Here is a 15,745-nt window from a genome sequence, read left to right as displayed (position 1 = left end):
AAAGCGCATTATTTCACTCATAATGCGCTACGGCCATGTCCCACATAGATTGAGCCGGCAGCGATAACCCTTTTCGCGCATTTCGAATTATTCCAATATTTTTCACCAGAGGCATGTCACTAATTTCTTTTGTTACTAGCCCCAATCCCTCCATTTGCGCTTTACAAATCGCCGGCATAATAGATATACCTAAACCATTTAGAATAAGCTTTCCTAGTGTAGATAGCTGCCCCGTTTCCGCGATTATATTCAGCTCACCATATTGTGCTAGCTTAGATTGAGTCCAGTGGCGTACCGCAGATCCCCTATTCATCATTACCAATGGAAGTTTTAGACAGTCCTGCCAATGCAACTTGTCCCCTAAATGGGCTGATTGTGCTTTGTTGGTCACAACAACAAACTCATCAGCAAAAAGGCTTTTAAACACTAAACCATCTTTGCGCTCTGGCTCAAACGAGAACCCAATCTCGCTGCGGCCTGTAGTAACTTCATGAATTACCTGCTCCATTACTACATCGACAATTCGTAAGTTTACGTTTGGAATTCGTCGATGAAATACTGACAAGATATTCGGTAAATGAGACTCGGCAAATGACGGCATAGCGCAAATGGTAAGCTGCCCTTTCGCCATAGCAAACAAATTTTGAATATCAGAAAAAGTATTGTCCCAGTCGTGCAGTAGCCTCAAAGCATTTGGAAACAACACCTCTCCTTCTGGTGTTAGGCTTACATTGCGTGTATTGCGTTGGAATAACTTACCGCCTAACTGCTCTTCCATTTTTTTAATTGCCGATGACAAAGCTGGCTGTGTTAAATGTAGATTTACCGCGGCTTCAGCGAAGGTTGATGACTTGGCCACTTCTACAAACGCTTTTATTTGACGGTATGAAACATCCATAAACTTTTCAACTGACTTCAAAAATTAATAAATAGTTTTTATTAATCGCAAGATTAATTCGATTTTACAAATGAAGCAACAATGTCGATACTTATTTTTAACAAATGCATTGGAGATAGAGAATGGCGGGATTTAACAAAGTTGTATCCTCATACGAAGAAGCAATGGCTGGCCTTGAAAATGGTATGACAGTTATTGCGGGCGGTTTCGGGCTGTGTGGTATACCCGAAGGACTGATAGGCCAAATTAAGAAAATGGGCGTATCTGGCCTTACTGTAGTTTCTAATAATTGTGGTGTAGACGGATTTGGCTTGGGTCTTTTACTAGAAGACAAACAAATAGCAAAAATGGTGTCTTCTTATGTAGGTGAAAATGCCCTGTTTGAAAAACAACTGCTTAACGGTGAGCTGGAAGTTGAGCTTACACCTCAAGGAACGCTAGCTGAAAAAATGCGCGCTGGTGGTGCTGGCATTCCTGCCTTCTACACTGCCACAGGTTATGGCACGCCTGTTGGTGAAGGAAAAGAAGTCAAAGAATTCAACGGTCGTCCTTATATTCTTGAACATGCTATTACTGGCGACTTTGCCATTGTAAAAGCATGGAAAGCAGATACTTACGGAAACTGTATTTATCGCCATACAGCACAAAACTTTAATCCTATGGCCGCTACTGCAGGTAAAGTCACTGTGGTAGAAGCAGAGGAAATTGTAGAGCCTGGTGATTTGAACCCTAGCGAGATCCACACTCCCGGGATTTATGTAAACCGTGTCATTCAAGGTTCATTTGAAAAACGTATTGAACGCCGTGTAGTTAGCAAGGAGTCAGTGTAATGCTTAGTAGAGAACAAATCGCAATGCGCGTCGCTCAAGAGTTTAAAGATGGCGATTACGTCAATTTAGGCATAGGTATCCCTACCCTTGCAGCTAACTATGTGCCAGATGACATCAGCGTGATGCTGCAGTCAGAAAACGGCCTTTTGGGTATGGGACGTTACCCGACTGAAAGTGAAATTGACGCTGATATGATAAACGCTGGTAAAGAAACGGTAACGGCTATCACAGGCGCATCTATTTTTAGTAGCGCCGAGAGCTTTGCCATGATCCGCGGTGGTCATGTTGACTTTACTGTACTTGGCGCATTTGAGGTTGATGTATCGGGTAATATTGCCTCTTGGATGATACCGGGCAAACTCGTTAAAGGCATGGGCGGCGCTATGGACTTAGTTGCTGGCGCGAAGAACATAATTGTTACTATGACTCATACCGACAAACACGGTAACCCAAAACTACTTGGCGAATGCACTTTACCGTTAACCGGTGTTAACTGTATTACGCGCATTATTACTGACTTAGCAGTGCTGAGTGTTGAAGACGGCGCATTTGTGCTTCAAGAACGCGCCCCGGGCGTCAGCGTTGACGAAATTAAAGAGAAAACGGGCGGAAAGCTTGTTGTTCCTGAAAATGTACCTGAAATGCAGTTTTAAATTCTGCGTTTAATTGTGCATCGTAAGGTCGCGCTTATCACTTAGTATTTATGCTTTTGTGGTAAGCGCGCACCATTGAGTTAACTCACATCTTTGCTTCAGCTTTATATTCTTTTTTCAATAACTATTGTTACAAGTGCCCGCCTTCAATATTCAAACTTATAAGCCTTTCCAATAAACCTTTAAATGCACCGTGCATTAAGGGATAATGCGCCAGAATGTCATTTTAAAAAGGCTATACCTTCTTGCTAGTTACTGATTTACCTGTTCACCACAAAATTATTTCAAAGCTCGAAACGAAAAACATTTCGACGCTAACCGAAATTCAAGAACGCACTATGCTGCCTGCTATTCAGGGCAAAGATATTATTGCGTCATCAAAAACGGGGTCAGGTAAAACCTTCGCCTTTTTAGTGCCAGCTATAAACAGGCTAATGTCGCAAAAGGCCCTTAGTCGTCAAGACCCACGCGCACTTATTCTTGCGCCAACTCGAGAGCTAGCCAAACAAGTTTTCATTGAAGCTAAATCAATGTGTACCGGGCTAAATCTTACTTGTTCACTTATTGTGGGTGGTGAAAATTATAACGACCAAGTTAAAGCGCTTCGCCGTAACCCTCACATTATCGTTGGTACCGCTGGTCGTGTAGCCGACCATCTATTAGATAAAAGTGTGTATTTAAACGGTTTAGAGTTGCTTATCTTTGATGAAGCCGACCGAATGTTAGACTTAGGCTTCTCTGCTCAGCTTAAAATGATTAACGACTATGCTGATCACAGAAAGCGTCAAACTATGTTGTTTTCTGCCACGCTCGATAATATTGAGCTAAAGCATATGACAACGCAGTTAACCAAAGGCGCTGTCCGTGTAGCTGTAGGAGACTCAACCGCAGAGCATGGCGATATCGAACAGAAGTGCTTCTTTGCAGACAATGTTGATAACAAAGATCAAATTTTACAGTTTGAACTAGCCAATCGTACCTACAACCAAGCTATCGTATTTACAGCTACCCGTGAAGATACCGATAGAATTGCAGCACTGCTTAACGAACAAAACTTAGAAGCTATTGCGCTTCGTGGTGATATGCTACAAAGCCAACGCGCAGCAGTAATGAGTGCGTTTGCTCGTGGACAGCACAGTATTCTGGTTACTACCGACCTCGCCTCTCGTGGACTAGATCTATCAAAAGTAGGATTGGTGGTTAACTTTGACCTTCCTAAGAACGCTGATGAATACATTCACCGTATCGGCCGTACAGGCCGTGCTGGGCAAAAAGGCGAAGCATTCTCGCTAATTGGCCCTCGTGATTGGAACAGTTTCGAGGGGCTTAAGAATCACCTTCAATATGCGTTAGAGTGTTCACCGCATGACGAATTCTCGGCGTCTTTCAAAGGTTTTACGCCGAAGAAAAAAGTATCGAAACAATCAAATGCGAAAAGTGGTAAAAAGCGCGTAGCGAAACCAGCAAAACCTGGCACTAAAAAACGTGTCGATACCATGTCTGGAGAAGATATTGGTATGGTTCCTGTGAAACGCAAGCCAAGAAACACTCTGTCTGACGACGACGAGTAAAACTCTATATCGTAGTTTGAACCATCACCGCCGCTAGTCACAATTCACTATTGAATAGCGGTGTGTAACCTTTCACTTTGTTTTTAATCACATTTCCTACAGCCCTTTGATGGAACACTTCGCCATCATATGCTCTACTACGCATATAGAAACAAGTCGATTGTGCTGACTACACGCTTCAACTGTTTGTAACAAAGCGTGTAAGCGGCACAAACTCCCCCTTTAAAATGGATTTTAACCACATGAAATTTATAAAGTTCGTATCGTTAGCCTTGTTTATAGTAATAGTCGTTGTGGCACTTTCCTATGAAAAAATAATAGCACGCGTATTGTTGCCGCAATACATAGAGTGGGCACATGAAACAGATATGAAAGGCTTAAAAATAGGTCAACCGTTGAACGAACAAGAATTGGCGCTAGCATCGGAGATAGGCATAAAACAGCCTAAGAAAGTAAGAATTGTTTATGTAGATGAAGTGCCATATCCCTACGAAAACTTCGCGCTTAAAGTGTTTGGCGAAGCCGTTGGACTTGTTGGAGAAGGAATAATAAATAACGCACAAGTTTTCGGCTATTCGATTTATGCTCGTAAAGATTTCGAGCTTAATAGGCCCAAGTTAGCCCACGAATTAGTGCATGTGTTACAGATTGAACGAGCCAGTTTAGATGAAGTTGTCACCCAACACTTTTTCGACATGGCTGAATACGGTTACGATAAAGCCCCACTAGAAGTAGAGGCGTCCGCAGCCAATATAGTATACAGCGCTGATTGGTAATTTGTATTCACCAAGGATTGCTTTTTAGGGCGGCGGTGATTGTTTACAGTAGCGTTTGTGTTAAAGGTTCGTTTGAGTGAAGATACTGACAATCCTACTTTTATTCGACTACTTCCGTTTTGTGCCAGAAGCGGAAGTTCGCAAGGTATTATTGAAACAGCGGAAATGTACTTACAGCGGACCTAAGACCTTGGATGGCCTGCGGCAACAATAATCGACTTATAAACCTCGGTTCATCAGCTTAAAACTACAATTTCTGGCTATCGAGCTATCTATATTGTACCCTCAATGTTTGCATAGATGATTAGCATGGATGAGCAATGAGCAAGGGTATGAAAGAGCTATTTCCTGGTTATTTTAGGGAAGAACATGGAGAACTAAGCGATATTTGGAAGCAAGCTGTATTTGTCTTTGATGCCAACATACTGCTTAATATCTATCGTTATTCAAATAAATCCAGTGAAGGTTTCTTGCGTATTCTGAAACAAATACAAGATAGAGTTTGGATCTCGCATCAAGCTGTAGAAGAATACTTTCAAAATAGGCTTGCCGTAATTAAGTCGCAAGAAGCTGCATATGACGATACGATGAAAAACATAGATGCTTTGGAAAGTAAACTTGATAATAATCGTCAGCATCCATTCCTTAACAAATCATCTCTAGACGAACTTCAGGCAACTTTTTCAAAAATAAAACAAGAACTTTCTGAAAGCAAAAAATACCATTCTGATCGAATATTAAATGATCCGATTAAAGATACTCTTGCTTCAATATTTGAAGGGAAAATTGGAGCTCCTTACACAGAGAAAGAGTACGAAACTGTATTCAAGGATGGCGAAACCAGATACAGGCGTTTTATACCACCAGGCTATAAAGATTCCAATAAAGCTAAAGAAGCCGACAGCTTTAACGACCAAAAGAGAAAGTTTGGTGATTTAGTCGTATGGCTACAAACGTTAGCACATGCGAATGACTCTGCTAAAGACGTTATTTTTATTACAGATGATAAAAAGGAAGATTGGTGGGAAATTTTTAATGGGAAGACCATCGGCCCTCGCCCTGAACTCGTTAAGGAGTTCAAAGACTTCACAAGCAAACGATTTTATATGTACCGTGCAGATACCTTTCTAAATAATGCAAATGAATTTCTAAATAGCAACATTGACGCAGAAACTCTTGCTGAAGTAAAACAAGTGCATCTTGATAAAAGCGTTTTTACAGCACTACAGAAATATAAACCTTTACACGATTTAGTCTTTTATCTAAATATGCAAAAGTTATCGGTTGGTTCCAAACTACCATCTGAAAGAGAACTCTCAGAAGTGGTTGGCTATAACAGAACGGTGATTCGTGAACAGCTTGTTCGCCTCGAATCTTACGAATACGTAGATATTAACCATGGCAAGTCTACATTACTTATTAAAGAACTGCCCAGCCTTAACACTTTAGAAAAGGATGATTGAAGTGTCCGGTCCTTGCCTGATAAGAAACTTCACAAATATGTCAATTGTGAAAATCCAACAGTCTATCTTTGTTATAACATACATTTGTAAGTTTTAGAGCCCTGCATTATTTTGACCCATAGTTTAGTAAGAGCCATAGTAGCAATCTTAGTTTTATATACTCAGTTCCCATCGGCTGAGGTGACTCAAACATTCAGCAAAGAAGAAGTAGAGCGATATTATGGCTATCTAAATGTTTTACTGAGAGCTGAGGAAGGAGCCATCTATGCTGATGCGCCTGAACTACAAAAAAAATTGGAAGAACTAGGCTTTTACAAGGAGTCAACACATTTTCGAAATGTAACCAACCTTTTCACTTACGATGTTTATGACTCTCAAAATCCCAATGAGAAAATAAATTTATTTTGCTCTAATGATGATTTCTGGAAACGATTAAAACTATCCAACGAACGTATTTACTTTTCTTTAAAGATAATATGTATCGAAACTAAGTTCGCGATTACAGGGCAAGAAGACGCAGCCAACTCTCTTGTAAATCTCCAGCGCGAAGCCTTGAAGTTAAAAGATAAATGGCCTTATGTGCAAGTTACATCAAGCCTCGCTGTAGTTTTGACCAAGGGAGGAAATCATGTTGCCGCCTTAATCGAGTGGCAAAAGGTAATCGGTGATATTCGTCCGAGAAGTAGCAAACCTATATTGAACGAAGTGTATTTAGAGCTTGCATTAGAATGGGTTTCAGATAGCTACCTAGCCCTACAAGCCTATGACGAAACCATACTCATATCTAAAAAATTAATCACTCTTACTAGCTCGAACTCTCAGGTTGATAAAAGATTATACCCTTACATAAATATTATCAGAGCACAACAAAATAAGGGGAATAGCGAGCAAGCAAACTTAGCAATCGCAGAGACATTGAAGATAGCTGAGAATTTTCAATATGATTTTGATGGCAACTTTCAAAAAACGCTTCTACTAATTGAAGCCTTGAAAGTAGATGAATTTCAAAAATCTGTTAAGAAGTCTCTCGAGTACAAAAAAATAGTCGAGTCGTTAAATAATTTAGATTACACATCCTCAAAGGTTTATGATGCTCCAAGGTCCAAATTTCTGTTGAGAGCTATTAATAGCTTCAACTACGCCGTCAATGGTTACCATAAGAAGGCAAGAGAAGAGCTTAGCCTCATTGAAACAATACCTGACTATTTCCCATCAAATCAGCTCGCAAGCTTTTATGAAATTGCAGCTATCACTATGGAAGAAATTGGCGATTACCGGTCAGCCTATAGCTTTCTAAAGAAGGCGAAGCTAGAAAGTATACGGAGTGTGCAAAATACCTCAGCATTTATACCTGATATCATAGACTCTCAAAATTCACAGATAGAAAAAGCTACCGTTGCTTTACTTAAGTCACAATTAAAAAATCAAAAGATAACGCTTGAGAGCAACCGTCTGAGGATAATTCTTATCTCTCTCATAGCTTTAACTCTCTTAAGTGCACTAGTTTTTTTCATTTATCGTCATCGTGAGAATTCAAAGTTAGCAAACACAGATAGCTTAACAAAAGCGTTAACACGCAGGGCTATAATGCCATTGTTAGTGACTTCCATTTCAGATAAAAGGCGGAGTACAGTAATAGCCATTATTGATTTAGATAATTTTAAGAAAATTAATGATACCTATGGTCATGTAATGGGTGACGAGGTGCTGGCTAAGTTTTCAAATCACGTTTCCGCCAAAATTCGTAAAACAGACAAGTTCGCTAGATATGGCGGCGAGGAGTTTTTATTACTCTTCGATAATGCAACTCATATTGAAGTTAAAGGCTTAATCGATTCAATTCGCGTGAGCTTTGGTAAATTGGTGTCATGGAATTCAACGAGCGATTCTGTATCAGTTTCTTTTAGTTGCGGTGTTGTTGAAGTGAAAACAGCGAAGGAGGTGAGCTTCGCAATAAAACATGCTGATGAATTACTTTACGAAGCTAAAAAAGCAGGAAGAGGACGTACACATAGTGCTGAAATTTGAAGTTTAGTTTAACTTGAGCATAACAATATTGAATATTCATTCTTTGACTAAAGCCGATTGAGCAATATCGTTTGCAATTTGCGCGCTTTACGAGCCTATCGACCTTCTAAATTCTAGCTCAAGAGCCGTTATTTTTGGCACTATTCGAAAGTGTGAAGCCCAAAAGCTGAAGGTCCGTTCCTTGTCTGTTGAAGCTCGCCAGTGCTTGCCGTAAGTCAGCTCTTGACCAATGACGGAAATCCAGTGTCACAAGCCTGAACGCCCGCTCCTTGTCTATTGTTGCCTGTCGGCGCTAGCTTTGAGGCAACTCTGTGCCAGAAGCAGCCGTTCGAAAATTTGTAATTAAACGGCAGAAAAGTACGTAAAGCGGAAGTAGAGACACTAAACTATGCACGACGCAATGAGCGGCCACTGAATTACGTCTTTTTATACTTCTGATATGTGCAATTACCCTTCCAAACATTTTTCATGGTATGGTCGAGCACCGTAAAATTTTAACGTTAATCACTATCTGATTATTATAAGGATGTTGAAAATGAAGTTAGTTAATAGCTTAATTGTTTTTGGCTTTGCTGCATTGTTGGTAGCCTGTTCTGATAGCTCTCAACAATCTGACCCTGACTTCAGACCTAAACATAGAGTTGCACACTTTTCCTCTGCGAGTAGTCCACTTGTTTTAATAGACGAAGCCCATAATAACTTTTTGACGCTGAGCGGCAGGTATAAGCCATTTGCGCAAGTTCTTGAAAGCGACGGGTTCAGGGTCAGTTCGAATGATAAAGCAATTACAGAAAGTCAGCTAAGGCAAGTGGATATTTTAGTAATTGCAAACGCGCTTGACAGAAATCGACAGGACTGGCTTCCACCTTACGGAGAAGCGTTTGATGACCATGAAGTTGAAGCTCTCAAGAGCTGGATATTGAACGGTGGCTCACTTTTTTTAGTTGCTGATCACACACCTTTTCCCAAAGCTATTGATAATCTGGCACTTGCACTAGGCTTTCAATTCATCAATGGACATGTTGGAAACGCAACCTTTAGCAAAGTGGATCACTCTCTCGCAGAACATGCGACAACTTACAATAAAGAAATTTCGCAAAATATAGGTGAAAAATCACAACCTCTTTTTCTGCAAAGTATTAATAATGTGTCACGAGATATACTACAGGTAAGATCGTTCGGTGGCTCAGCATTTAAAGCTCCCGAAAAAGCAATATCTCTATTGAATTTAGGAAACGGTATCACTGCTACAGAACCCAAAGTACCGTTTCAAGTAAACGCGGATACACCAAAGGTTCCAATGTCAGGATGGAGTCAAGGTGCTGTTATAGAGCTAGGTAAAGGACGTGTTGCAGTTTTTTCTGAAGGCATGATGTTCTCTTCGCAATTAGTTAAAAGTACAGGCAAAGCGATGGGACTACGCTCTGTTGGTGCGGAACAAAATGAAGAGTTTTTACTGAACATAATGCGCTGGCTAGCTGACTCGTAAGACTGTTAATTGACTAGTTGCCTACAGGATCAAGAGGTTTCTAGGCAGCTAATTTGTCTGGGAAGCGATTCTGCGTAAACAAACTCCGATTCTGGCTCATGCCAGAAACTCAGAGCTACAAACTAAACAGTCTGCTCCTTGTCTACAGCGGACAAGCGCGTTAGTAACCTTCAAGGTCCGCTTAACGCTAGAAGCCGACATTGAAGGCTATTCAAAGGAAGCTATATCTCACTCCCAACACGAAACAACAAACTCAACACATAAAAAAAACGAGTGCTTAAAAGCACTCGTTTTCAATTGGCTCTTTTACGTGGCCTAGCCCTCGTTTCCACGCTTAGCCTAGCGTGTCGAAAAGCCTCAGTCGACGATAAGTGTTACTAAGTTTAAACTTAGTACTCCCACCATCCTTCTTGCCACCACTCCAAAAACTCTTCAAAGTCGATGTAACCGTCGTCGTTACTATCGATAAGCTTAAAGCCTTCTTGTACGTGGCTAGCTTTCGTTTTTGGTGAAATAACGGTTAGAAGCTCGATGAACTCCGGCAAATCGATTTGGCCGTTGCCATCACGATCGAAAAAGCTGAAGTCCTTTCTAATTTCTTCAATTTTAGATTCTGAAAGTTGAGTGCTCACTCGCATTCCTTATTTCAACTGCAATAAGCACGAGTGTAACGCCCTTCTTTCTAGCTGTCTACGCCTGATTTTCTTTTGCTTTAAGTGCGCGTAAACGTTGAGCTTCTGCTTTTTCCTGACGCTTTTGTTCCATGGTCAAACGCGCTTCCGTTCCTACGTGTTCTTGTTGACGCTCTTTTGCCAGCTGAACCTGTTTTTCACGTTCTCTAAAGCGAGCAATTTGATCGTCGGTATGGGTACCAAAGCAGTGTGGGCAGCTTACACCCGGCTCATACTTATCACTCTGCTTGTCTTCTTCAGTAATTGGAAGTCTGCACGCGTAGCACTGCTCATAATGGCTTTTCTCTAAGTCATGGTTAACTGCAACGCGATTATCAAATACAAAGCAATCGCCTTCCCACAACGACTCTTCTTTCGGTACATCTTCAAGGTACTGTAGAATACCGCCTTCTAAGTGATAAACCTCGTCAAACCCCTGCTCTTTCAAGTAAGCCGTCGATTTTTCACAGCGAATACCACCGGTGCAGAACATAGCCACTTTTTTGTTTTTTGACGGGTCGAGCTCCTTCGCTACGTATTCAGGAAACTCACGAAACGTTTCGGTTTTTGGGTCGATAGCGTGTTTGAACGTACCAATTTCAATTTCATAACCGTTTCGCGTGTCAATAACCGTAACATCTGGGTCGCTAATAAGTGCGTTCCAGTCTTTAGGTTTTACGTAAGTACCAACGGTTTTGCGAGGGTCAATACCCTCAACGCCCATGGTCACAATTTCTTTTTTCAGTTTTACCTTGGTGCGATAGAACGGCTGTTCATCGTGAAGAGATTCTTTGCAAGAAATAGGATTAATACGCTCGTCGCTGTTTAAATAAGCAAGTAATGCGTCGATACCTTCGCGGGTACCAGAAACCGTACCGTTTATCCCTTCGTGGGCAAGAAGAAGTGTACCTTTAATGCCATTAGCTTCCATTGTTTCGAGAAGCGGTTGGCGGATTTCTTTGAAGTTTTCAAGCGCAACAAATTTATACATTGCGCATACAATATATTTAGACATATTTTAACCTTTGCTGATTGGAGCGTAAGACCAGTGCAAAAATGCGGCGCGCAATATAACAAAAAGGAATGATAAAAACTAGGGCGGATACGAATTAGCGCTCCTACGTCAACCCAAACTTAGCACGCAACAACGAATTGAAATAACTGCTATGCAATATTCTCAAAAGATGTGAAGTGTGACGAATTTTCTTGTTGTGAATGGTGTTCTTTATCTTGTGATGAGAGGATATCGTATAGCATCGTATTATCTTCCTTCACGGTGTTAGCGTATTCCTTTTTCAACCGCTTTTGTGTTGCCAAACTACAATTATCTACTACATCGTCGGGTAGACGTTTAGCATCATCAGTTTGTGATAGTGGAGAGGGATTCATACTTAAATATAATCTTGCTGCCGCATAGTCTTGAGAGACTAACTCAGACAAAACGCGCATTCTGCCCCATTCGCTTTCATTAGCGGCTAGCGATGGCCTTCTATAATAATTTAACGATGCAAGCTTGGATTCGATGCTGCTTTTATCATCATTTTCTGACGCTACCGCTTCGATTTCAAATGGCTCGGCAACACTATGTTGCTGCATAGCAAGATATAGAGAGAACAACGCTCCCTGCGCAGATGCTTTAGCAAGCACACCACTGCGCTCCCAGTATATACTGGGGTCAATAGGTATTTGCTCACGAGCTTCGACAGTTTCTTGCGACATTCTTATTTACAACTTCATATGTATACTTATGTTTTCGGCAAGATAATGTTTTTCTTAAGCTTATTATCTAAAATTAGATATACTCCTATAAAGTAATCGCGCGCTCATTCATGGATTTGAAATGCAATTTAGCAACAAACAAGTACTGATTGTTGAAGACCAACGCCCTTTCCTTCTTTTATTAAAGGGGCTGATGCATTCGATGGGCGCATCTGATGTAGTTACGAAGTCATCTGCTGAACAAGCGGTATCACTATGTAAAAAGCATAAGTTTGATATTGTCATTTGTGATCTACACTTGGGAGCTGACAACAAAAATGGCTATGAGCTCATTGAAGAGTTGCGCACTCGAAGGCTTATCAGTCCCACTTCGGTGTTCATTCTGATAAGCGCAGATAGCGCTCGACCGGTAGTGTTGGGCAGTATTGAACGTAGACCCGATGATTTTTTAATTAAGCCCTTTTCTCAAGTTCAGCTGAAGTCTCGTATTGTTCGTGCGTGGCAGAAAAGACAGTTTCTCCAGCAAGCGTTTAGTCTCGTTGAACAGGGTGAAATAAACAGTGCAATCGACCATATCGAAGCGTTACTTGACGCCCCTTCCCACTATAAAGGTCACTGTGAACAGCTATTAGTCGAGCTATACTGGCGTATAAAGCAACCCGATAAAGCGCTAGATGTGTTACGTGACTACATTGACGGAAAACCCGTGCTGTGGGCACAAATAGCTATTGGAAAAACTTACTTGCTTTTAAAGGAATATGAGAAAGCGATTTCAATTGCCAAGAGAACGCTAAAGCGTAACCGGTTCAATGCAGACGCCCACGATATTCTTGCGCAAGCACACCAAGCCACCACAGCTGGCGACAAAGCACTTGATGCAATAAAAGAAGCAATAAAACTGTCACCCTACTCCTTACCCAGGCATTTCAAAGCCTGTGAAATAGGTCGGCAAAATGACGATTTAGTGCTGGCAGCGAGTTCAAGCCAAGCGATCTGGGATTTATCAAAACGAACCGTTCACAAAACAAGTTTACACTGGTGCGGTATTATCCGAAGCCTTTTAGATGTCGCAGAGTTTGCAGACGACAAGCGCCAGCGCAATAAGTATCAGCAAGAAGCATTACTAACTCTGCAACGAGGAAAGTTTGATGAACATCTTCAAAAAATGGACAGAGATTTTGACGTAGATATATTTGGTACAATCGTCAACGCTAGAATTAGTGCTATTGACGGCAAGCTGATTGATGCCAAACGCCACTTAACAACGTCACAAACACTGCTTGACGATAAGTACACGGAAGTTCCTACCGCGTTTATTCCTGACAGTATTAACGTTATGTATAAACTGGGTGAGTTTGATGATGCGCTACAGTTGAATGCACTTTTAACTTCAAGACAGGATGAGCTCGACCAAAACAGTCTAAACATGCTGGATGCGCAAGCCCTCAATGCTCAGAAAAACTTAGCCAGTTATCAACAGTTCAACCGCGAAGGCATTCAACACTATCAGCAGCAAGATTACGAACGTGCTAAAGCTTCATTTGCCCTTGCTCAAGGCTTTGCTCCTGTAAATACAGGGGTTGCGCTTAATCTATTGCAATGTCTTCTACAAATTGCAATCAAAGAAGATAAAGCCGAAATGAAACTCATTAATGAGTGTAAGCGGCTGTTTAAATTGATTGACGATATGTCACTTAAGGCGCCTTACAAAGAAAAATACACCAACCTTAGAGATGAACTCTCTAAATATATTGGCTTTTGAATTAGAAAACTGGTGAGCTATGAGGTTGTTAGTTTTTTTACTGGTGGCAATTTTAATCGACGAGGTTAGCGCCAATGAACAGGCGCTAAGTCAGAACGAGTCTTTTGTACTAGCCGATGCTGGTATTCACAGAATGACATTTGAAGAGCTAAACAGTGGTGAAATATTTGTTATTCGCGGATTAAAAGTACCTAGCACACAGCAATTCGAGGGTAGTCAAGCTAACGAGAAACACCTCCCAAAACTCGTCAAAGTTAAAACTGGCAAATACTATCTAAAATCGATAACTCCAGCTTTTTCGAACATTGGGGTAAGACGTTTTAAAAAACCTGAATGCGATGGCTGCTTTTTCTCGCTTCAACCAAGCGCGGTTTCTTATCTGGGTAGGTGGAATATTGATTTAGAATACAAATCAAGGAATAAGGTAGAGTGGCATATACAGAGGCAGTATTCCTACGAGAACCTTAAAACATTAAAACAAAAAAACACTAAATTGACCGAACTTCCCCTTTTCGTTGCTAACGAAGAAGGTAAAGTTCTTAAAATCGATTGGAAAGAATTATAACTTAATACCTTATTTAGTACTGAGTGCTACCACCATAAGTCGGAGTTTTCTTCTTGTATTACGAGAAGACCAGTACTGTATCGACCGAGCTGAATGTGTACTGAGCCAGAGTATTACTAATTAATTGGATTAGTCGTCACTTAACCTGACACTTTCAGAGATAGAGCTAGACCAAATCTGACAGTCTCTTGTGAGCGTGTAGCGGACATCTTATATGTTCACGTGGAAATACAAAAAATGGTTTTTCGGAGAAAATAGGTGTTATTATGAAGCCTCACAAATAAGAGAATGTGGTTTCATCAAGGACGATTTATATGGACATTAAATTTACACTCCAAGATATAGACGGGAATGAGTATACTGAAGACCAATTAGAACTTCTCATGACTTCGTTAGACCTTACTGATTGTAGTGAACTAGAAAGCCATTTAGTTAAGATTGCAGAAGCTAGCTTGATTGAATATCTTGAGATGCTAATTGGGAAAGGCATGTCAAACAGAGCAGATGAGTCAAAGCAAGACAGACTCTTTTATCTAATTAAAAAATTTTATTCGCCCTACCTTCCAAGTGATGACGAAGTCTCTACGGTTTTCCAGCTAACATCAACACAGTCGAGAACTTTACTCAGAAATACGCTTTCTAGGTATAGGACGAGACTTTCCAACGAGTTGCAAAAAACGCTCACATCAACATTCAGGTCAGCACAATCTACCAATAGTGGGTATGATTTAACTATTGCGTCTGATGTTTTCGTCGAGCAGTTTAACTTAATTGTTGCCAAAGAAGGTGCTGGTTATAACCCTGTAAAAAAGAAAAGTGTAGGCTCAAAGTTGTATTTTATGAGCACTGATACATACAATGCATTGGAGAACCATTTTGGCGGCTGAGCTACCTAATGTCTTGTCAGCTATAAGCGTTCTTTTTGCTATTGCAGTCTTTCATATGACTACAAACTTAAAAAATGTCGAAAAGGCACTAGCGTTTAACAAACCTCCAAAGGAGCAATCAAGTCAGCTAGATTCACTAAGAAAAAAAATTCGTGGTACTGTCATTTTTAGCTCACTTCCCAATTTTAGCATTTTAGTTTCATTACTATTTACAATGACACCACTATTTATAGAACACGCAAAATATACGACTTTCTCTTTCATGGATATGAATCAGATTATTACCTTGTATCAAATTATTTGGTTTGTAGTAATTGTCTACACAATCTCATCAATTGCTAACTTTTTAAAGCTCCTACGTAAATGGCTTGAATTTAGGCAGCCTTAGTATCAAGTAAGCTAAACAATAACATGTAAGCTCCGCTTACTTTGT

Annotated in this window: 15 protein-coding genes; 11 read left to right on the top strand and 4 right to left on the bottom strand. The window is 40.6% G+C overall.

The window, feature by feature from the left end:
- Positions 1–13 precede the first annotated feature (13 nt).
- Positions 14–898, bottom strand: coding sequence for a LysR family transcriptional regulator (locus tag AC0J2X_RS08405; RefSeq protein WP_069944350.1), 885 nt, complete (start codon positions 896–898; stop codon positions 14–16).
- A 122-nt stretch (positions 899–1,020) separates the two neighbouring features.
- On the opposite strand from AC0J2X_RS08405, the gene AC0J2X_RS08400 reads away from it, so the two are divergent.
- The 7 genes from AC0J2X_RS08400 (at position 1,021) to AC0J2X_RS08370 (ending at position 9,708) form a co-directional block, all read left to right on the top strand.
- On the top strand, positions 1,021–1,728 hold the full coding sequence (locus AC0J2X_RS08400) for a CoA transferase subunit A (protein ID WP_069944349.1): 708 nt from the start codon (positions 1,021–1,023) through the stop codon (positions 1,726–1,728).
- Entirely contained in the window at positions 1,728–2,381 is a 654-nt protein-coding gene (locus tag AC0J2X_RS08395; protein ID WP_014949519.1) for a CoA transferase subunit B, read from the top strand. Before AC0J2X_RS08400 ends, AC0J2X_RS08395 begins: the two co-directional genes overlap by 1 nt.
- A gap of 245 nt (positions 2,382–2,626) precedes the next feature.
- Positions 2,627–3,952, top strand: a complete 1,326-nt coding sequence (locus tag AC0J2X_RS08390; protein ID WP_014976575.1) for a DEAD/DEAH box helicase — start codon at positions 2,627–2,629, stop codon at positions 3,950–3,952.
- A gap of 242 nt (positions 3,953–4,194) precedes the next feature.
- Positions 4,195–4,728 (top strand): hypothetical protein, encoded by a 534-nt coding sequence (locus tag AC0J2X_RS08385; RefSeq protein WP_069944406.1) that lies wholly within the window; start codon positions 4,195–4,197, stop codon positions 4,726–4,728.
- Positions 4,729–5,048: 320 nt separating this feature from the next.
- Positions 5,049–6,191, top strand: coding sequence for a PIN-like domain-containing protein (locus tag AC0J2X_RS08380; protein ID WP_069944346.1), 1,143 nt, complete (start codon positions 5,049–5,051; stop codon positions 6,189–6,191).
- A 111-nt stretch (positions 6,192–6,302) separates the two neighbouring features.
- The gene (locus tag AC0J2X_RS08375) at positions 6,303–8,219 is read left to right on the top strand and encodes a GGDEF domain-containing protein (RefSeq protein WP_069944345.1); all 1,917 of its coding nucleotides are present in this window, start codon (positions 6,303–6,305) and stop codon (positions 8,217–8,219) included.
- A gap of 535 nt (positions 8,220–8,754) precedes the next feature.
- Positions 8,755–9,708, top strand: a complete 954-nt coding sequence (locus AC0J2X_RS08370; protein WP_069944344.1) for a hypothetical protein — start codon at positions 8,755–8,757, stop codon at positions 9,706–9,708.
- Positions 9,709–10,097: 389 nt separating this feature from the next.
- On the opposite strand, the gene AC0J2X_RS08365 is transcribed toward AC0J2X_RS08370, so the two are convergent.
- The 3 genes from AC0J2X_RS08365 to AC0J2X_RS08355 form a co-directional block, all read right to left on the bottom strand.
- Positions 10,098–10,346: an EF-hand domain-containing protein gene (locus tag AC0J2X_RS08365; RefSeq protein WP_039220280.1), complete on the bottom strand. Its 249-nt coding sequence runs from the start codon at positions 10,344–10,346 to the stop codon at positions 10,098–10,100.
- 52 nt (positions 10,347–10,398) lie between these two features.
- A complete protein-coding gene (gene trhO, locus AC0J2X_RS08360; protein WP_014949513.1) occupies positions 10,399–11,394 on the bottom strand; it encodes an oxygen-dependent tRNA uridine(34) hydroxylase TrhO in 996 nt (331 codons plus the stop codon).
- 149 nt (positions 11,395–11,543) lie between these two features.
- Complete coding sequence (locus AC0J2X_RS08355) at positions 11,544–12,098, bottom strand: VC2046/SO_2500 family protein (protein ID WP_069944343.1); 555 nt, start codon at positions 12,096–12,098, stop codon at positions 11,544–11,546.
- A 121-nt stretch (positions 12,099–12,219) separates the two neighbouring features.
- Between AC0J2X_RS08355 and AC0J2X_RS08350 the strand changes: the two genes are divergently transcribed.
- The 4 genes from AC0J2X_RS08350 to AC0J2X_RS08335 all read left to right on the top strand — a co-directional run bounded on the left by AC0J2X_RS08350 (position 12,220) and on the right by AC0J2X_RS08335 (position 15,700).
- Positions 12,220–13,860 carry a response regulator gene (locus AC0J2X_RS08350; RefSeq protein WP_069944342.1) on the top strand — a complete coding sequence of 547 codons (1,641 nt, stop codon included), beginning with the start codon at positions 12,220–12,222 and terminating at the stop codon, positions 13,858–13,860.
- A gap of 19 nt (positions 13,861–13,879) precedes the next feature.
- Positions 13,880–14,425 (top strand): hypothetical protein, encoded by a 546-nt coding sequence (locus tag AC0J2X_RS08345; protein ID WP_039227739.1) that lies wholly within the window; start codon positions 13,880–13,882, stop codon positions 14,423–14,425.
- 314 nt (positions 14,426–14,739) lie between these two features.
- Entirely contained in the window at positions 14,740–15,312 is a 573-nt protein-coding gene (locus tag AC0J2X_RS08340; RefSeq protein WP_039232985.1) for a hypothetical protein, read from the top strand.
- Positions 15,302–15,700, top strand: a complete 399-nt coding sequence (locus AC0J2X_RS08335) for a hypothetical protein (protein WP_039232981.1) — start codon at positions 15,302–15,304, stop codon at positions 15,698–15,700. The genes AC0J2X_RS08340 and AC0J2X_RS08335 overlap by 11 nt, the downstream gene beginning before the upstream one ends.
- Positions 15,701–15,745 lie beyond the last annotated feature (45 nt).

The organism is Alteromonas sp. R7 (genome assembly GCF_055755235.1).
This window is presented reverse-complemented; position numbering and strand designations above follow the sequence as displayed.